Origin of the sequence: Streptomyces cyaneus (assembly GCF_004028635.1) — a bacterium.
GTDB classification, from domain to species: domain Bacteria; phylum Actinomycetota; class Actinomycetes; order Streptomycetales; family Streptomycetaceae; genus Streptomyces; species Streptomyces cyaneus.
Map to the genome: position 1 here is coordinate 89572 of NZ_RQJW01000010.1, position 16424 is coordinate 105995.

The 16424-nt window shown below is 71.6% G+C and carries 17 protein-coding genes; 2 read left to right on the top strand and 15 right to left on the bottom strand.

The window, feature by feature from the left end; all coding sequences use genetic code 11:
• Nucleotides 1–3: 3 nt before the first annotated feature.
• From EHO50_RS32640 to EHO50_RS32680, 9 genes are all read right to left on the bottom strand, one after another.
• Entirely contained in the window at nucleotides 4–1389 is a 1386-nt protein-coding gene (locus tag EHO50_RS32640) for an FAD-binding oxidoreductase (protein WP_128434851.1), read from the bottom strand.
• Between the two features lie 136 nt (nucleotides 1390–1525).
• Nucleotides 1526–3199, bottom strand: a complete 1674-nt coding sequence (locus EHO50_RS32645) for a LuxR family transcriptional regulator (RefSeq protein ID WP_128434852.1) — start codon at nucleotides 3197–3199, stop codon at nucleotides 1526–1528.
• A gap of 74 nt (nucleotides 3200–3273) precedes the next feature.
• Nucleotides 3274–4455 carry a GTP-binding protein gene (locus EHO50_RS32650; RefSeq protein ID WP_128434853.1) on the bottom strand — a complete coding sequence of 394 codons (1182 nt, stop codon included), beginning with the start codon at nucleotides 4453–4455 and terminating at the stop codon, nucleotides 3274–3276.
• Between the two features lie 6 nt (nucleotides 4456–4461).
• A complete protein-coding gene (gene rpmF / locus EHO50_RS32655; RefSeq protein ID WP_003996023.1) occupies nucleotides 4462–4632 on the bottom strand; it encodes a 50S ribosomal protein L32 in 171 nt (56 codons plus the stop codon).
• Nucleotides 4633–4714: 82 nt separating this feature from the next.
• Nucleotides 4715–5122 carry a (2Fe-2S) ferredoxin domain-containing protein gene (locus EHO50_RS32660; RefSeq protein WP_128434854.1) on the bottom strand — a complete coding sequence of 136 codons (408 nt, stop codon included), beginning with the start codon at nucleotides 5120–5122 and terminating at the stop codon, nucleotides 4715–4717.
• A gap of 14 nt (nucleotides 5123–5136) precedes the next feature.
• Complete coding sequence (locus tag EHO50_RS32665; RefSeq protein ID WP_425472310.1) at nucleotides 5137–6732, bottom strand: solute symporter family protein; 1596 nt, start codon at nucleotides 6730–6732, stop codon at nucleotides 5137–5139.
• A 2-nt stretch (nucleotides 6733–6734) separates the two neighbouring features.
• Complete coding sequence (locus EHO50_RS45895) at nucleotides 6735–7439, bottom strand: DUF485 domain-containing protein (protein WP_342787016.1); 705 nt, start codon at nucleotides 7437–7439, stop codon at nucleotides 6735–6737.
• Between the two features lie 30 nt (nucleotides 7440–7469).
• Nucleotides 7470–8693: a right-handed parallel beta-helix repeat-containing protein gene (locus tag EHO50_RS32675; protein ID WP_128434857.1), complete on the bottom strand. Its 1224-nt coding sequence runs from the start codon at nucleotides 8691–8693 to the stop codon at nucleotides 7470–7472.
• Between the two features lie 95 nt (nucleotides 8694–8788).
• Complete coding sequence (locus EHO50_RS32680) at nucleotides 8789–9577, bottom strand: MBL fold metallo-hydrolase (RefSeq protein ID WP_128434858.1); 789 nt, start codon at nucleotides 9575–9577, stop codon at nucleotides 8789–8791.
• A gap of 70 nt (nucleotides 9578–9647) precedes the next feature.
• On the opposite strand from EHO50_RS32680, the gene EHO50_RS32685 reads away from it, so the two are divergent.
• Complete coding sequence (locus EHO50_RS32685) at nucleotides 9648–10139, top strand: phosphatase domain-containing protein (RefSeq protein WP_128434859.1); 492 nt, start codon at nucleotides 9648–9650, stop codon at nucleotides 10137–10139.
• Nucleotides 10140–10169: 30 nt separating this feature from the next.
• On the opposite strand, the gene EHO50_RS32690 is transcribed toward EHO50_RS32685, so the two are convergent.
• The 5 genes from EHO50_RS32690 to egtA form a co-directional block, all read right to left on the bottom strand.
• A complete protein-coding gene (locus EHO50_RS32690; protein WP_128434860.1) occupies nucleotides 10170–10385 on the bottom strand; it encodes a dodecin in 216 nt (71 codons plus the stop codon).
• Between the two features lie 66 nt (nucleotides 10386–10451).
• Complete coding sequence (egtD, locus tag EHO50_RS32695; RefSeq protein WP_128434861.1) at nucleotides 10452–11414, bottom strand: L-histidine N(alpha)-methyltransferase; 963 nt, start codon at nucleotides 11412–11414, stop codon at nucleotides 10452–10454.
• Nucleotides 11411–12202, bottom strand: coding sequence for an ergothioneine biosynthesis protein EgtC (egtC, locus tag EHO50_RS32700; RefSeq protein WP_128434862.1), 792 nt, complete (start codon nucleotides 12200–12202; stop codon nucleotides 11411–11413). The genes egtD and egtC overlap by 4 nt, the downstream gene beginning before the upstream one ends.
• Entirely contained in the window at nucleotides 12202–13521 is a 1320-nt protein-coding gene (gene egtB, locus EHO50_RS32705; protein ID WP_128434863.1) for an ergothioneine biosynthesis protein EgtB, read from the bottom strand. The genes egtC and egtB overlap by 1 nt, the downstream gene beginning before the upstream one ends.
• On the bottom strand, nucleotides 13518–14822 hold the full coding sequence (egtA, locus tag EHO50_RS32710) for an ergothioneine biosynthesis glutamate--cysteine ligase EgtA (protein WP_128434864.1): 1305 nt from the start codon (nucleotides 14820–14822) through the stop codon (nucleotides 13518–13520). Before egtA ends, egtB begins: the two co-directional genes overlap by 4 nt.
• 325 nt (nucleotides 14823–15147) lie before the next feature.
• On the opposite strand from egtA, the gene EHO50_RS32715 reads away from it, so the two are divergent.
• Nucleotides 15148–16002: a TIGR02452 family protein gene (locus EHO50_RS32715; RefSeq protein WP_164905010.1), complete on the top strand. Its 855-nt coding sequence runs from the start codon at nucleotides 15148–15150 to the stop codon at nucleotides 16000–16002.
• Here the strand turns inward: EHO50_RS32715 and EHO50_RS32720 are convergent.
• Nucleotides 15956–16402 (bottom strand): type II toxin-antitoxin system PemK/MazF family toxin, encoded by a 447-nt coding sequence (locus tag EHO50_RS32720; protein ID WP_128434865.1) that lies wholly within the window; start codon nucleotides 16400–16402, stop codon nucleotides 15956–15958. The genes EHO50_RS32715 and EHO50_RS32720 overlap by 47 nt on opposite strands.
• Between the last annotated feature and the right edge of the window lie 22 nt (nucleotides 16403–16424).

Sequence of the window (16424 nt, forward strand, 5' to 3'; positions counted from 1 at the left end):
TCCTCACGGTGCGATGTTGTGGTTGAGGCGGAACAGGTTGCCCGGGTCGTAGCGCCGTTTCAGATCCCTGAGACGGGCGTAGTTCGTGCGGTAGTTGGCCCCGACGAGGTTCTGGTCGTCGGCGTCGATGAAGTTGACGTAGCCGCCCTCCATGGAGTGCGGTTCGAGCGCCTGGTGGAAGCCGCGCACCCAGTCCTTCTGGGCCTCGCAGTCCGCACGGGTCGTGAGGGTCCCGTTGAGTGCGAACGAGTAGTCGGCGTCCCGGTAGGAGAAGGCGGTCTCCTCCGGCCCCACCCGGTGGCATGCGCCGTCGAGGGGGAAGGCGACCGTGACGCTCTGGATGGACGGGGTGGTGGCGCCGTACTCGACGCAGGTCTCGACAGCGCCGTCGGACAGGCCCTGGGTGAAGGTGCCCTTCCAGTAGTGGTAGAGCCCGGGTGGCACCAGGTCGTCGAAGAGGGTGTTGATCACCGGGTAGGGGATGCGCTCCAGGTACTGGCCCAGCACCGGCCCGAGCGCGGCGAGGCGGGCCCGGATCCGGTCGTCCTCGTCCTGCGACCCGGTCCAGCAGCCGATCACACCGCACAGCGGCCGTCCGTGCCAGCGCTCGGGCAGGAACGGCACCGGCGGCCCGAGCCCTACGACGAGCAGCGCGCCGAGGTTCTCGTCCCCCTCGGCGATCAGCTCCCGGTAGCGGCGGATCACATCGCCGTCGAGCGGGAAGAAGACCGGCCCGCCGAGGATGTCGGCGATGGGGTGCAGCCGGTACGCGAAGGACGTGACCACCCCGAAGTTCCCACCGCCCCCGCGCACCGCCCACATCAGGTCGCTGTGCTGCTCGTCCGTGCAGGTCACGAAGGACCCATCGGCCGTCACCAGGTCCACCGAGACCAGGTTGTCGCAGGCCAGACCGCAGCGGCGGGACAGATAGCCCATGCCGCCGCCGGTCGTCAGGCCACCCACACCGGTGGTGGAGACGACCCCACCGGTGGTGGCCAGGCCGAAGGCGTACGTGGCGTGGTTGACGTCCGCCCAGGTGCAGCCGCCCTCGACCCAGGCCGTCCGCGTCTCGGGATCGACGCGGATGCCGCGCATCAGGCCGAGGTCGAGGACGGCGCCGCCGTCGCAGGTGCCGTAGCCGGGGACGCTGTGGCTGCCGCCGCGCACCGCGAGCGGCAGGCCCTGGTCGCGGGCGAAGTCCACCGTGGCGATGACGTCGCCCGCGTCGACGGCCCTGACGATGATCGCCGGCCGCCTGTCGTGCATGGCGTTGTAGACCTTGCGGGCCTCGTCGTAGGCCGGGTCGCCGGGCTCGACGATCTTGCCGCGCACGGCCCCGCGCAGCCGGTCCAGCAGCCTGTCGTCGAGGGTCGGTGTGTACGTGGTCATGATCGCCACCTGCCTTTCCACAGCGGGGTCGGGAAGGGGTCACCCCTTAGGTCTACGCCGGAGCGGGGGCGCGCTCATCGCCGGAATCACCCATCCTCCGTGGACCCGGCATGGGCAGAACGGCCCATGCGCGGCCTCAGGTGAGGCCGTGCTCGTACGCGTACGCCGTCGCCGCCGCCCGCGAGGACACATCGAGCTTCGCGAAGATGTTGTTGAGGTGGCGGGCGACGGTGTGCTCACTGATCACCAGCTCCCCGGCGATGGCCCGGTTCGTGCGGCCCGCGGCGACCAGCCGCAGCACCTGGATCTCACGCTCGGTGAGCCCGCCGGGCTGCCGTCGGCGCACATCGGCGAGCAGGGCCGCCGCCCGGCGCACGTCGGGCACGGCACCGAGCTGCCCGAAGGCCTGCTCCGCGGCCCGCAGCTCCATCCGGGCGCCCTCGTCGTCCCCGGCGGCCCGGTCGGCGGCGGCCAGCGTCATCCGCACCTGGGCGGCCTCGTACGGCACCCGAAGCTCCAGCCACAGCGCCAGCGCCCGGCGCAGCAGAGACAGCGCACCGTCGAGATCACGGGCGGCGAACGCCACCGCGCCCGAGGCCGCCGCGGCACTCGCGTGCAACAGGGTCGACTCCGAGCCGCACCGCCGCTGCCAGTCCCGGGCCAGAGCCTGGAGTCCCTCGGCCGCCGTGCGCGCCTCGGCCGTCCGGCCCAGCGCCAGGCACACCTCCACCTGGGCCGCGAGCAGCCTGCACCGAGCGAGACCGCCGGCCTCGGCTCCGCTCGCGACGGCGAGCCGCAGGGCCGTGGCCGAGGCCTCGGCCTTCCCCTGGGCCAGCCGCAGCAGGGCGAGGCCGGGCTGCGGATCGCGACCGAGCTCGTGAGTACGGTCGTAGGACTCCTCGGCCGCCGCGAGCTCTCCGCGCCGCCGCTGGATCTGCCCGACCAGGTACACCGCCTCGGCGGCCATCCGCCGCTCGTACGGCAGCAGTTCCTCGCAGGTCCGCACGGCCTCCGCCAGCGCCTCGGGCCAGCTTCCGCGCAGCTCCAGCACCTCCACCCGGTGCACCCGGCACAACCCGCGGTAGTTGTTCTCGGCCGGCATCGCCGAGCACCACCGCATGGCCGCGTCGGTCCATTCGGCGGCGCGTTCGAGATCGACGCAGGCCATGGCCTGCTGCAGGCCCAGGCAGTAGACCCACCCGGTGAAGAAGGGCTTGAGCTCACCCGCCATGGCCGAGCACATGGCGTCGTCCAGGAGATCGAGCCCGTCCCCGACGCGCCCCTGGGCCACCAGGACGCCCGCCTGCGCCTGGACGCTCATGGCCAGCAGATCCGGGCTGCCGCAGCGCCGGGCGATCCCGGCCATGCGCCGTGCCGCGGCCATCGCCTCGTCGAACGCACCGCGCTCCTGAGCGTGCTCCGCGTCGATCCAGGCGAGGTAGCACTGCTCGACACACTCCGGCTCACCCCGCAGATGCCGCCGCGCCCGGCGCAGCCAGCCGGCGGCCACGGCCGTGCGCCCCGCGAGCTGATGCTCGTAGAAGAGGAGCCAGGCCATCAGCCCCGCCTGCCGGGCCGCGCCAGCCGCGACATACCCGGCGTAGGCCCGCATCCGCTGGGCGATCGACTCCTCGATCCGGCTCGTCCACCAGGCGGCGTCGGCGAACGCGGCGCAGTCGTCGGGGCTCAGGCGTGTGGCGTCCAGGCAGCCCAGCAGCCGGTACGCCTCGCCCCACCCCTCTCGGGCAGCGGCCTCCCTGGCCCGCCGCAAGGTGTCCGCGGCCGCCCTGTCGATCGTCCGCTCGGTCACTCGCGGCTCCCTTCTCGCGCTCTGCGAGCAGGACCGGCCTCTCACCAGAATAGGCAGGCCGAGAGCCGCCGGACTCAGTGAACGGACACCTCCAGCGGCGCCGCGTGCTCGTGCTCGCAGGCGTCGTCGATGCCGTACGTGTCCCAGGCCGGGAACGGATCGGCGGACGGAAGGCCCTCGCCGTCCGCCATGAGGCACCCGGCCAGGGCGGCCCGGAGCGCCTGCGCCTCCAGATGCGTGCCGATGAAGACCAGCTCCTGCGCGTACGGGGCGTCGGTGTCCCGCGCGGCGCTGGGCTCGAAGCGGGCGACGGAACCGGCCTGTGACCACAGCCCCGTCACCTGCGGGCGGCTGGCGAGAGTGAAGAAGCCCTTGGAGCGCAGCACCTTCCCGTACGAGCCGCTGTCGAGTTCCTCGGTGACGAAGGTCCACAACCGCTCGGGGTGGAAGGGAAGTTCGGAGCGGAAGACGGTGGACGAGATCCCGTACTCCTCGGTCTCGGGGACGTGGTCGCCGTTGAGCTCCCGCACCCAGCCCGGGGCCTGCTGGGCGCGCTCCAGGTCGAACAGCCGCGTGCCGAGCACCTCTTGGAGCGCGACCTGCCCCTGTACGGCGTCGACGACCCGCGCGGCGGGGTTGAGCCGGCCCAGGACCGCCCGCAGCCGGACCGCCGTCTCGTCGTCGACCAGGTCCAGCTTGTTGAGCACGATGACGTCCGCGAACTCGACCTGGTCGACGAGGAGATCGCTGACGGTGCGCTCGTCTTCTTCGTACTGGTCGAGGCCGCGCTCGGCGAGTTCGTCGCCACTGTCCAGCTCGGACAGGAAGTTGGCGGCGTCCACGACCGTGACCATGGTGTCCAGCAGGGCGAGATCGCCGAGGGTGGCGCCGTCGTCGCGGGCGAAGGCGAAGGTGGCCGCGACCGGCATGGGTTCGGAGATGCCGGACGACTCGATGAGGAGATGGTCGAAGCGGCCCTCGCGGGCGAGGCGGTCGACCTCCTGGAGGAGATCGTCGCGCAGGGTGCAGCAGATGCAGCCGTTGGTCATCTCGACCAGGCGCTCCTCGGTCCGCGACAGCGCGGCCTCGCCGCCCCGCACCAGCGTGGCATCGATGTTGATCTCGCTCATGTCGTTGACGATGACCGCCACTCGCAGTCCCTCGCGGTTCGCCAGGACATGGTTGAGCAGGGTCGTCTTGCCCGCCCCGAGGAAGCCGGACAGGACGGTGACGGGCAGACGGCGGTCGTACGGCATCCCCGGTCAGCCCTCGGGGCGCAGCAGCCCGCGCTCGTACGCCTTGACCAGGTGCTGCGGCACGAGGTGGCTGACGCCGTCGATCGTGACGGGCACGAGCTGCGGCGTGCTCGCCTTCCACTGGGCGCGGCGGTGGCGGGTGTTGCTGCGGGACATCTTCCGCTTGGGGACAGCCATGACGGACCTCCTCGGTGGGTGAACACCGAGACGCTACATGAAAATGGATCCCATTAACAATTGCTCGAAGTCCGGCGGTGGGTCAGCGACGGGAGCGCACCCGTGCGTCCCGTGGCGGCCGGATGAACTGCAGCTCCAGCGTGACGGGCGGCTCGGCGAGGCCCGGTCCGCCCGCGGCCGCCCACCGCACGATCTCCTCCGTGCCGTCGTCGTCCATCGCGAAGCCGACCCAGGTGGCCCGCCCGCCGGCCCGGCGCCCCGCGGCCGACGGCTGGACGACGATCACATTGGCCTGGTCGCAGGGGCCCAGACAGTCGGTCGTACGGACCTGGAACCCGTGCTCGGCGCCGGCGGCGCGCAGCCGGTCCACCTGCCCGGCGTGATCGGTGCCGGGGTGCTTGCGCGGATTGCCGCAGCAGCAGCCCCGGCAGACGACGAGCGTGCAGGGGCGCTCGCGGGCGGCGCCGATCAGGAACGTATGAGTGGGCATGACAGAAGCATCTCTTACTCCTTGGCGCCCACCAGCATCCGCACCTCGAACTCCTCGTAGGCGGCCGCCTCCTGCGGTTCCTGGCGGTCGCCCAGCACGGTGCCGAGCCAGCCGAGGAGGAAGCCCGCCGGGATGGAGACGATGCCTGGGTTCTGCAGCGGGAACCAGGCGAAGTCGGACTCCGGGTAGAACGAGCCCGGCGTGGAGGAGACGACGGGGGAGAACAGGACCAGCAGGACCGAGCAGATCAGGCCGCCCCAGAGGCTGAGCAGTGCCCCCTGGCCCGTGAAGCGGCGCCAGAAGAGGGTGTACACGATCGTCGGCAGGATCGCGGACGCCGCGATGGCGAAGGCGAGGAAGGCGAGCGTCGCGGTGTTGGCGCCCCAGGAGACGAGGGCGAGCATCATGGCGAGGACACCGATGACGGCCGCGGAGAGCCGGGCCACCATCAGTTCCTCGGTCTCGCTCGCGCGGCCCTTGCGGATCACCTCGCCGTACAGGTCGTGGGCCAGGGACGAGGCGGCGGCGAGGGTGAGGCCGGCCGCGACGGCGAGCAGCGTGACGAAGGCGAGGCAGGACAGCAGGGCCGTGAGGATGCCGCCGCCGAGCGCGTTGGCCAGGAGCAGGACCGCGGAGTCGCCCTTGTGGTCGGTCTCCGCGATGGTCTCCCGCCCGACGATGGCGGTGGCGCCCAGGCCGAGGATGCCGGCGGCCAGACAGACCAGGCCGACCAGGCCCACCGCCCACACCAGGGAGGAGCGCAGCACGTCGACCTTGCGCGGGGCGAGCAGGCGCATCAGGACGTGGGGGAGTGCTGCGAGGCCGAGCACGATGGCCAGTTCCAGGCTGAAGAAGTCGAGCTTGCTGGTGGTGCTGACGCCGTAGCGCAGTCCGGGTTCGAGGAACTGTGTGCCGGTTCCGCTGTGGTTCGCGGCCGCGGACAGCAGGGCGCCCGGGTTCCAGTCGTAGTGGTGCAGCACCATGACCGCGGTGACGGTCACGCCCGCCACCAGCATCACGGCCTTGATGATCTGGATGACCGTGGCACCGGGCGCGCCGCCGATGGCGGCGTACACGATGACGATGGTGCCGATCACGACCACGCACAAGGTACGTGTGGCGGCGCTGGGTTCGCCGGTGAACTGGGTCAACAGGGCCATGCTGCCGACGAGTTGGGCCACCAGGTACAGGGTCGTGATGGCGAGGGTGCACACGGCGAGGGCGAGCCGCGCCGGACGCTGCAGCCGGGTCAGGCGCAGGGCCAGTGTGTCGCCCAGCGTGAACTTGCCGGTCCGGCGCAGAGGTTCGGCGATCAGCAGCAGCACCATCATCCAGGCGACGACCGTGCCGCCGAGGTACAGCAGTCCGTCGTAGCCGTTGAGGGCGACCAGGCCGGTGCTGCCCAGCAGTGTCGCGGCCGACAGATAGTCGCCGCACATCGCGAGGCCGTTGCGCAGCGGGGACATGGTGCGGTTGCCGAGGTAGAACTCGCCGAGCTCGTCACGCTGAGGGGCCGTCAGCAGCGCCATGAACAGCGTGACCACGACCACCGACAGGAACAGCACGAACGTCAGGTTCAGGCTGAACCGGTCGACGATGCCTGCGGACATGGTCACCACGTGCGGTACCCCCTGGAGCCGGGCTGGACGGTCTGCGCACTCTCACCGCGGTGCGCGGCGGAGCGGAGCGAGTTGGCCTCGTGCTGGTCCAGCCGTGAGCCCAGGCCGCGGGCCAGCGGGTCGACCCGGGTGCGCATGTGCCGGACGTAGCACCAGGCCGTCACGCCCATCACCACGAACTGCCCGAGACCCAGGGCGAGACCGAGCGTGAGGTTGCCCAGTAGACGCTGGTTCATCAGGCCGGGGACGGAATGCGAAAGCAGTACGTACAGCAGGAATCCACCGACCGACAGGACCGTCGCGCGGACACCGAACCGGCGCTGGGCGCGGCGCAGTGAGTGAAATTCGGGATCTTCGGATATGCGCCGGCACGGCGCGGGTTCATTATGCGGGGAACTGTGTGTGAAAGAATTGTCGTGCCAAGGTGAAAACTCGGGCACAGGCGCACCTTCTTTGCTGCGGCATGCCGGACATACGGGGGGCGCGGGCTTTGCGAGGGGGAGTGGGGAGCGGCGGCGGGTCCGGAAGCCGGAGTATGGCAGCGGGCTCTTTGAAGAATCAACCGCCGAGATGAATTGCCGTACTCCGGTGGCGCATTCGCGCCCCTTGTGATCATTTCGTGGCCTTGTGTGGCCTGCGAAAAGCGCCTGCCGGGAAATAGTCCGGACCAGTTCTTTGAGCCGGACTGTCTCAAACACGACCCGTGCGGGACAGTCCGGCCGAGCGGCTCAGAGCCGGGCGCCGACAGCCGTGCCGCTCCGCGGTACGAGGAAGCTCGGGGCCGACGGCAGCGATCCGTCGGCCCGGCGCGGGCCGGTGATCGGGGTCGGGTCGGTGCTGAGCACCGAGGACGCGTTCCAAGTCCCGCCGAGATTCCAGGAGTTGCCGCTGGCGACCGTTCCCGAGCCGACGGCTGCCGCGCGTGCGTCGGCGACGGACAGGTTGGCGGTCAGGGTGGCGGTGCCGCCCGAGACGTCGAAGTCGAAGCCGGTGCCGGCGTTGGCCCAGGTGGTGTTGCGGGTCAGGGCCAGGGCGCCGGGATTGCCGTTGTCCGTGACACCGTGCGCCGCGTTCTTGAAGGAGGCCGTGTTGCGCAGGGTATGGGCGACCGCCGGGGCCGGACTGCCGCCGCCCATCTTGAAGCCGTTGCCGTCGCCCGAGAAGTCCGGGAAGTTCCAGCGGTTGTAGCCGTTGCCGTACGCGATCGTGTTCTCGATCTGAATCGGCGAGGCGAACTTCCAGGCGTCGAAACCGTCGTCGACGTTGTTCCACAACCGGGCGCCGCGCACCACGTTCCCGGTTCCGCTGCCTTCCTTGATGGCCAGACCGTCGGCGCTCTCACCGTTCTTGCGCGGGTCGCGATTGCCGTAACTGTCCAGATTCAGGATCTGATTGTTGCTGGAGGATCCCTGGAGCTGGAAGCCGGACTCGTAGTTGTCGTGCGTCGACAGCCGGGAGAAGACGTTGTTGTTGCATCCGTCGCAGTAGATGCCGTACGGGCCGTTGACCAGCTCCAGACCGGAGATCCGCCAGTGGGAGGCCTCCATGTGGATCGCCCCGCGCTCGGCCCTGGGGATGCTGCCGCCCACCGGCGTGTGGCTGGCGGGCAGTTGCTCGCCGTCGACGACCACGCGCTCGCCCTGGTAGGGGCCGAGGCCGATCGGCTGGGAGGCGGTGCCCGAGGTAGTGACGGTGATGTTGTCGGTGAGGGCGTAGGTGCCGCCGCGTACGGTGATGACGTCGCCGGGCTTCGCCAGGTCGACGGCCCGCTGGATGGTTCGCAGCGGCCGGTCCAGGGTGCCCGGCGCCGAGTCGCTCCCGTCGGTCGCCACGACCAGCGTCGTCGCGCCGGACGCCTCGCTCGCCGGCCCCCACACCGTCAGCAGGGCCGCACCCACCGCTGCCGCCGTCCAGATCGCCGTACCGCGCATACCGCTCGCTGTGCTGCCCATCGGGGCCTCCCGCCTCCGCCTGCGTGCCGTGTCGCAGAGCAGTGGCCGCCGGGCACGCGGAGGTTGCCGGGGTGCGGGGCCCGGTGGGGCTCGTCTCAATCGGTGGCGTGGCGGCCGAGCCTGTCGAACGTCTGAACCGCGTCGCCGAGGTCGGTGACGAGACCGGGCGCGGCGACACCGATGAGGTGCTCGAAGGCTTCTGCGGCCGCTTCCCGGGCGGTTACCGGATCTGTGCCCGGCCAGAGATGAGTGAGCATGAGCCGAGCGGCGCCTGCCTGGTGGGTGTACTGGCCGGCCAGTCGTGCGGTCAGCAGGTACGGTGCGTCGGCGGTCGGCACCCGGTGGATGTACGTGGCCTCCGACAAGAACAGATCGGCGCCGTGCGCGAGGCGCGGGATCTCGGGGCTGGGACCGGTGTCGCCGGTGTAGGCCAGCACGGACTCGGGTGTGGCGAGCCGAATGCCGGCATTGGGCACGAAGTGCGGCAGGAGCCAGGTGTCCGCGGTGAAGGGGCCGATCTCGAACCGGTCGCCGGGGTCGAACTCATGGAGGTGGTACGCCTCGGCGAGCATGCTCGGCTTGTCGAGGGCGAGTACGGCATCGACCGCGCCGCGCGGGGCGTGGACGGGCAGCGCCGGCGGCGGGTGGTCGCTGAGCCCTCGGGCTCGGAGCAACGGGTTGAGGTCGGCGCAGTGGTCCGGGTGCCCGTGGCTGATCAGCACGGCGTCGACCGCGTCGACGGTACTGTGCTGGAGCAGGCGCGGCAGCGTGGCATACCCGGGGTCGATGAGCAGCCGGAACCCGGCGTACTCGACGAGGTAGCCACTGCACGCCTGGGTCGCTGTCGGCCACGCACCGCAGCCGCCGAGAACCGTCAGTCGCATGGCACGGGACCCTAGTGCCGCAACTGGCAGGGAGCAGGCGATTTTCCGTGCCCGTCCTAGGGTGAGTGCTGTGACCGACACCAAAACACTCCCGCTCGCCGTGTTCGACCTGGACAACACCCTCGCCGACACGGCGCACCGACAGCACTTCCTGGAGCGCAAACCGCGCGACTGGGACGCCTTCTTCGCGGCCGCCCCGCAGGATCCGCCCCTCGCGGAGGGCATCGCGCTGGTGCTTCGGAGCGCGCAGGAGTGCGAGGTCCGCTATCTGACCGGACGGCCCGAGCGCTGCCGGCGGGACACGCTCGACTGGCTCGCGGCCCACGGGCTGCCCGAGGGGCGCGTGTACATGCGGCGCAACGACGACCGCAGGCCCGCCCGGCGCACCAAGCTCGAGATCCTGCAACGCCTCGCCCGCACCCGCGAGATCCGCGTGCTGGTGGACGACGACGAACTGGTCTGCGAGGACGCCGAACGGGCCGGTTTCACCGTCGTACGGGCGCGCTGGACCGCCCCGTCCGCCGCGCTGAAGGTGGCGCAGGAGCGGGAGGGGCGGACCTGAGGGCGAGGCCCTGACCGGCGGGTTGCTGCTCTACTCGGCCTCCTCCAGGCGGAAGCCGACCTTCATGGTCACCTGCCAGTGCGCGATCTGCCCGTTGTCGAGCTGGCCGCGCACCTCGGTCACCTCGAACCAGTCCAGGTTGCGCAGGGTATGCGAGGCGCGCTCGATACCGTTGCGGATGGCTTGGTCCACGCCCTCGGGCGAGGTGCCGACGATATCGGTGACCCGGTAGGTGTGGTTCGACATGTGGGTGCTCCTCTCACACGCGTCACTCCACCGTGCCCCACGGCGGAGCAACGCGCGAGCCGTCCGTCACCGCGCGACGCTCAGCGACAGCGCGAAACGGCCCTGACCGTCCGTCCACCAGTGCGCCAGCTCCAGCCCCGCCGCCGACAGTTCCGCGCGGACGCCGTCCCTGCGGAACTTGGCCGACACCTCGGTGCGCATCTCCTCGCCCGCCGCGAAGTCGACGGCCAGGTCGAGCGCGGGCACCTTCACGGTCTGCGCGGTACGGGAGCGCAGCCGCATCTCGATCCACTCGTTGTCCGCGTCCCAGAGCGCCACGTGGTCGAAGGCGCCGGGATCGAAGTCGGCACCCAACTCGCGGTCGATCACCGTCAGGACGTTCTTGTTGAACGCGGCCGTCACCCCGGCCGCGTCGTCGTACGCCTCGACCAGGACCTTCTCGTCCTTGACCAGATCCGTGCCGAGCAGCAGCGCGTCACCGGGGGAGAGCAGGGCGCGCACCGAGGCCAGGAAAGCCGCGCGCTCGACCGGCAGCAGATTGCCGATCGTGCCGCCGAGGAACGCCACCAGCCGGGGCCCCGGCGTCTTCGGCAGGGCCAGCCCGCCGGTGAAGTCGGCGATCAGCGCGTGCACGTCCAGCCCGGGCCGCTCCTCGATGAGCGCGTGCCCGGCCTGGGTGAGCGCGCTGTCGCTGACGTCGACGGGGATGTACGTGTGCAACTCGGTGAGCGCGTCGATGACGTACCGCGTCTTCTCCGAGGAGCCGGAGCCCAGCTCGACCAGGGTGCGGGCACCGGTGACGGCGGCGATCTCGCCGGCCCGGTCGACGAGGATCTCGCGCTCGGCGCGGGTCGGGTAGTACTCGGGCAACTCGGTGATCTGCTCGAAGAGTTCGCTGCCCCTCGCGTCGTAGAACCACTTCGGCGGCAGCGTCTTGGGCGTGCTCGTCAGGCCCTTCAGGACGTCGGCGCGCAGTGCGGCGTCGGTGGCGTCCTCGGGCAGGGTGCGGGTGAGAAGGAACGGACTCACGTGCTGGGCTCCTTCGGTGGTGCGGATGCCAGGGGGTCGTTGGGTTCCTTGAGCGGGGTGAGCAGGACGTCGGTGCGGCTCGCCGCGAGGAGGGTGCGGTCGGGGACCTCCTGCCAGTGCGGATCGTCGTCGTAGGGCTCGGAGGCCACGACGGTGCCGCCGCCGGGCCGTTGCAGGTACCAGAGGGTGTCGCCCCAGGCGGTCGCCGTGATGGTCTCGCCGTTGGTGAGCAGCAGGTTCAGCCGGGAACCCGGGGCCGCCTCGGCGACCTCCAGAACTGTGTCGGCCAGCGCCTGCCCCTCCTCGTCGCCGCCGTGCAGCCGGGCCAGGACCAGCGCCCACACGAGCGCCGAGTCGTTGCGGGCCTCCATCGACAGCAGGTCCACCGCGGGCAGGGTCGAAACGAGCGGTGCCAGCGAGCCCGGCCAGCCCTTCACGGCGCCGTTGTGGCTGAACAGCCAGGGGCCAGCGGCGAACGGCGCCGCCGCGGCCTCGGCGTCGGCGCCTGCCAGCGTCGCGTCCCGTACGGCGGCCAGCAGCGCGGTGGAGCGCACCACCCGGGCCAGATCGGTGAAGGACAGATCCGCCCAGATGGGCCCGGCCCGGCGGTACCGCGCCGGCACCGGGTCCCCCTCGGCATACCAACCGACCCCGAAACCATCGGCGTTGACCGTGCCGTACCGCTGTCGCCGAGGCGCCCACGACTGGCGGTACAGGGCGTGCGCGGGCTCCACGAGGAGCCGGCCGAGCGGCTCCTCGGGCCCCAGATAGGCGAGGTGACGGCACATCAGACGTCCCCCGCGGAGCGGGCCGTACGGAACCCGGAGAAGATCTGCCGCCGGATCGGATAGTCCCAGTTGCGGAAGGTGCCCCGGCAGGCGACCGCGTCCACGGCGAACGAACCACCGCGCAGCACCTTGTGCTCGGGCCCGAAGAACACCTCCGAGTACTCCTTGTACGGGAACGCCTGGAACCCCGGGTACGGCAGGAAGTCGCTCGCCGTCCACTCCCACACGTCACCGATCAACTGCCGTACGCCGAGCGGCGATTCGCCCTCCGGGTAGCTTCCGGCCGGCGCCGGGCGCAGATGCCGTTGGCCGAGGTTGGCGTGCTCGGGCGCCGGGTCGGCGTCGCCCCACGGGTAGCGCATCGAGCGGTCCCCGGCCGGGTCGTGCCGGGCGGCCTTCTCCCACTCGGCCTCGGTGGGCAGCCGGCGCCCGGCCCAGCGGGCGTAGGCGTCGGCCTCGTACCAGCACACGTGCAGCACGGGCTCGTCGGGCGGTACGACCTCGGTGACGCCGAAGCGGCGCCTGAGCCACTGCTTGCCGTCCCGGCGCCAGAACAGCGGGGCGTGGATGGAGTGCTGCCGGATGTGCGCCCAGCCCTCCGCCGTCCACCAGCGTTCGGTGTCGTAGCCACCGTCCTCGATGAACGCCTGGTACGCGGCGTTCGTCACCGGCGTCGTGTCGATGTAGAACGCCGGCACCTCGCGCACATGCGCCGGGCGTTCGTTGTCCAGCGCCCACGGCTCGGTCGAGGTGCCCATGGTGAACGGGCCGCCGGGGACCAGCACTTCGGACGGCCCCGTGAGCAGGGGGGCCGGTTCCGGGTCGGGGGCGGTCAGGGCCTGCGGGCCCTTGCGGAGCTGATGGGTGATCAGCATCGTCTCGTCGTGCTGCTGCTCGTGCTGCGCGATCATCCCGAAGGCGAAGCCCGCCTCGGTCAGCCGCGTCCCGTGGAACGCGGTGCTCTCCAGGATGTCCAGGACGCGGCCGCGCACCTCGGACGCGTAGTGACGGGCCTCGGTCGGGGGCAGCAGGGGCAGCGAGGGGCGTTCGGCGCGAGGGTGCTCGAAGGCGTCGTAGAGGCCGTCGATCTCGGGCCGCATCGCCTCCCGCCCGGCGACCGCCCGCAGCAGCCACTGCTCCTCCTGGTTGCCGATGTGCGCGAGGTCCCACACCAGCGGAGACATCAGCGGGGAGTGCTGGGCGGTCAGGTCGGGGTCGTCGACGCAGCTGGTGAGCAGGGTCGTCCGGGCACGGGCGGTGGTGAGGGTGGTCAGTGCCCGCTCGCGGAGCGTCTCGGCGTCGAGGGCGGGGTCGGTCATGTCCGGAAGTCCTTCCCGTGCAGGGTGCGGTCCGTGCCGTAGAGCTCGTCCAGCAGGTCGTCGGCGGGGCAGCGGCCCTTGCTGACATAGCGGTCCCGGTACGCCGCCACGGCGTCCGTGACCTCGGTCGTGGCCCCCAGCCGGGGCAGGGCCTCCAGCGCCGCCGCGAAGCAGGTGTCCGCCACCTCCCGCAGCTCGGCGTCGGCGAGGCCCGAGCGGGCCGCGTCGATCCACAGCGGATTGTGCGGCGCGGGCAGCGACAGCGAGCGCTCGGCCAGCGGCTTCACGGCGCGATAGGCGGTCTCGGCGGCCTCGGGGTCGTCGAACAGCGCGGTCGTCACGGCCAGCGGCACGATCCAGCCGTCCTCGCCGGGCTGCGCGTCGATCATGCGCAGCTCCAGATGGCCACGCGGCCTGACCGGCGGGAACAGGGTCGTGAGGTGGTAGTCCAGGTCCTCGGGCAGCGGCGGCCTGGGCACCCCGGATCTGGTCCACTCCCGGAACGTCAGCCCGTCCGGGACATGCCACGGGCCACCGTCCTGCCGCACACACATCACCGGCGCGTCCAGCACGTGCCGCGCCCAGGCGGCCCGCGGATCGCCGTTCAGCGGGGGTGCGCCCGCGCGGGCCGCGCCGATCTCCATCCACAGCAGCTGCCGGGTGGAGAGCCAGCCGGTGGGCTCGCGCCCGGCCAGCGGGGAGTTGGCGAAGGCGGCGACCAGGACCGCGCCCAGCTGGTGCGCCAGCCACCAGCGCCGCCCGTGCCCGAGCGGGCCGGGCTCCTCGTATCCGGCGTCCAGGCACACCTGCACGGAGGCCGAGGTGCACATCATGGCGCGGCCGGCCGGGCCCGTGCGGTCCAGACAGGCCTCCATGGCGTCGTACCGCGGCTCGCGCAGGAACCGGCGGGGCGAGCGCCAGGGGTCGTTGCCGATGCCGACGAGGCCGAGATCGTGCTTGCGCAGTACCGCGCGGGCGGCGGCGAGGTCGGCGGAGACGGTACCGATGCACTCCATCAGGGAGGCGGCGGGCGGCGAGCTGAGCTCCAGCTGGCCGCCGGGCTCGACGGTGAGCGCCGACCTCAGGGGCACGGTCCGTAGTGCGGCGTAGGCCGCTTCGAGTCGTTCGGGTGTCACGGGGAGCCGCGGGTTTCGCAGCTCATGGACGAGCCATTCCACTTCGACCCCGAGGGTGCGGGGTGGGCCGGTCTTGAAGCAGATGCCCCTGACCAGGGCCTCCACCTCTGCTTCGGTGACTGCGGTGCGGGGCTGCTCCGTACAGTCACTCACCGAATCTGACATGTCGGGATCCTCCTGAGAGTCCACGATGCCGACCGGCCCGGATCTTGTGGGCGGGCCGGCACACTCGTCCCACCCAAGACCCTCGCGTCGCTTCGCACAAGAGTGCGTACCGCCACGTTCCGGGTCGGTAATCTCCGCTCTCCGGGCGTTCGCGAGGACTTTCCCGGTCGTTCTCGGTCGGCTGTGGGGCCCGGGAAACTCTGTTGCACCGCACGACCAGCATCGCTCACGATGCCTGGGTGAGCACGACGGGGGAGATCACCACGGGGGAGATCGCGAGCAGCCGACGCGGTCGCACGGTCATGGCGCGCACGGGGGTGGCGCCATGAGCGCGCGTCTGCGCGCCATCGCGCAGCAGACGGAACAGATCGTGGCGGCGGGGACGTACCGCGCGCCGGACGGCCGCGAGGTGTCCGTCGCGGCGGCGCTCGACGCCGCGCGGGACGGCACCCGGATGCACGGGCCGGACCCGGTGCCGGTGCCGCGGATCTCCGCAGTGGAGACGTCCTTCGAGGTCACGGGCGAGAGCAGCCTGGAGGCCGCCCGTCGGATCTCCGGCCCGGTGGCCGTTTTGAACTTCGCCTCGGCCCGCAACCCCGGCGGCGGCTACCTGAACGGCGCCCAGGCCCAGGAAGAGGCCCTGTGCCGCGCCTCGGCGCTGTACAGCTGTCTGCTCGGGGCCCGTGAGTTCTACGACCACCACCGCGCCCACCGCGACCCGTTCTACACGCACCGTGTCATCCACTCACCTGGCGTGCCCGTCTTCCGCGACGACCGCGGCCGCCTCCTGGACGAGCCGTACACCACCGGCTTCCTGACCGCCGCCGCGCCGAACGCGGGCGTCGTACGGCGTACGGCCCCGGATCGCACGGCCGAGTTGCCGCACGCGCTCGCGACACGGGCCGAGCGCGTGCTGGAGACCGCCGCGGCGCACGGGTACCGGCGACTGGTGCTGGGTGCGTGGGGCTGCGGGGTGTTCCAGAACGACCCGGCGCAGGTGGCGGGGGCGTTCCGGGCGCTGCTCGGTCCCGGCGGACGGTTCGCCGCCGCCTTCGAGCACGTGGTGTTCGGGATCCTGGACCGCACGCCGGACAGCCCGGTTCGAGCCGCGTTCGTACGGGCGTTCCCGAGCGTCAGGTCCAGCCGTAGCGCTCGTGCAGCCGGTGCCTCACCAGGTTGAACCGCCCGCGGTCCAGCGCGCACGCCTCCCGGCGCATGCCCTCCTCGTGCAGCCGGAGGATGCGGTCGACGTCCACCCAGGAGTCGCGCCCCGACCGGTCCCACGGTCCGCCGCCGATGGCCACCCACTCGCGGTCCCCGTCGTGCCGCTTGCTCGACAACTGCACGGCGAGGAAGGTACCGGCGGCATCCCGGGCCACCACGAGCACCGGGCGGTCCTTGCCCCGCCCGTCGTTCTCCTCGAAGGGCACCCAGGTCCAGACGATCTCCCCGGGGTCGGGGTCGCCGTCGTGCGCGGGGGAGTACTCGGTGCGGACCTTGCCGACCGCGCGCGGGTCGGCTTCGGCGGTGGCGGTGGGGCCGTAGCGGCCCGGGACATTCTCGTCGGTAAACGTGCTCACGGGGGCACCCTAAGGGCTGCCC

What these genes read in the sequence shown, in the direction of transcription:
- EHO50_RS32665 (WP_425472310.1), bottom strand. Translation starts at nt 6,732, where the DNA reads ATGTCCGCAGGCATCGTCGACCGGTTCAGCCTGAACCTGACGTTCGTG.
- egtA (WP_128434864.1), bottom strand. Translation starts at nt 14,822, where the DNA reads ATGTCAGATTCGGTGAGTGACTGTACGGAGCAGCCCCGCACCGCAGTC.
- egtC (WP_128434862.1), bottom strand. Translation starts at nt 12,202, where the DNA reads ATGTGCCGTCACCTCGCCTATCTGGGGCCCGAGGAGCCGCTCGGCCGG.
- EHO50_RS32650 (WP_128434853.1), bottom strand. Translation starts at nt 4,455, where the DNA reads ATGCCGTACGACCGCCGTCTGCCCGTCACCGTCCTGTCCGGCTTCCTC.
- egtB (WP_128434863.1), bottom strand. Translation starts at nt 13,521, where the DNA reads ATGACCGACCCCGCCCTCGACGCCGAGACGCTCCGCGAGCGGGCACTG.
- EHO50_RS32715 (WP_164905010.1), top strand. Translation starts at nt 15,148, where the DNA reads ATGAGCGCGCGTCTGCGCGCCATCGCGCAGCAGACGGAACAGATCGTG.
- EHO50_RS32640 (WP_128434851.1), bottom strand. Translation starts at nt 1,389, where the DNA reads ATGACCACGTACACACCGACCCTCGACGACAGGCTGCTGGACCGGCTG.
- EHO50_RS32660 (WP_128434854.1), bottom strand. Translation starts at nt 5,122, where the DNA reads ATGCCCACTCATACGTTCCTGATCGGCGCCGCCCGCGAGCGCCCCTGC.
- EHO50_RS32675 (WP_128434857.1), bottom strand. Translation starts at nt 8,693, where the DNA reads ATGGGCAGCACAGCGAGCGGTATGCGCGGTACGGCGATCTGGACGGCG.
- EHO50_RS32680 (WP_128434858.1), bottom strand. Translation starts at nt 9,577, where the DNA reads ATGCGACTGACGGTTCTCGGCGGCTGCGGTGCGTGGCCGACAGCGACC.
- rpmF (WP_003996023.1), bottom strand. Translation starts at nt 4,632, where the DNA reads ATGGCTGTCCCCAAGCGGAAGATGTCCCGCAGCAACACCCGCCACCGC.
- EHO50_RS32690 (WP_128434860.1), bottom strand. Translation starts at nt 10,385, where the DNA reads ATGTCGAACCACACCTACCGGGTCACCGATATCGTCGGCACCTCGCCC.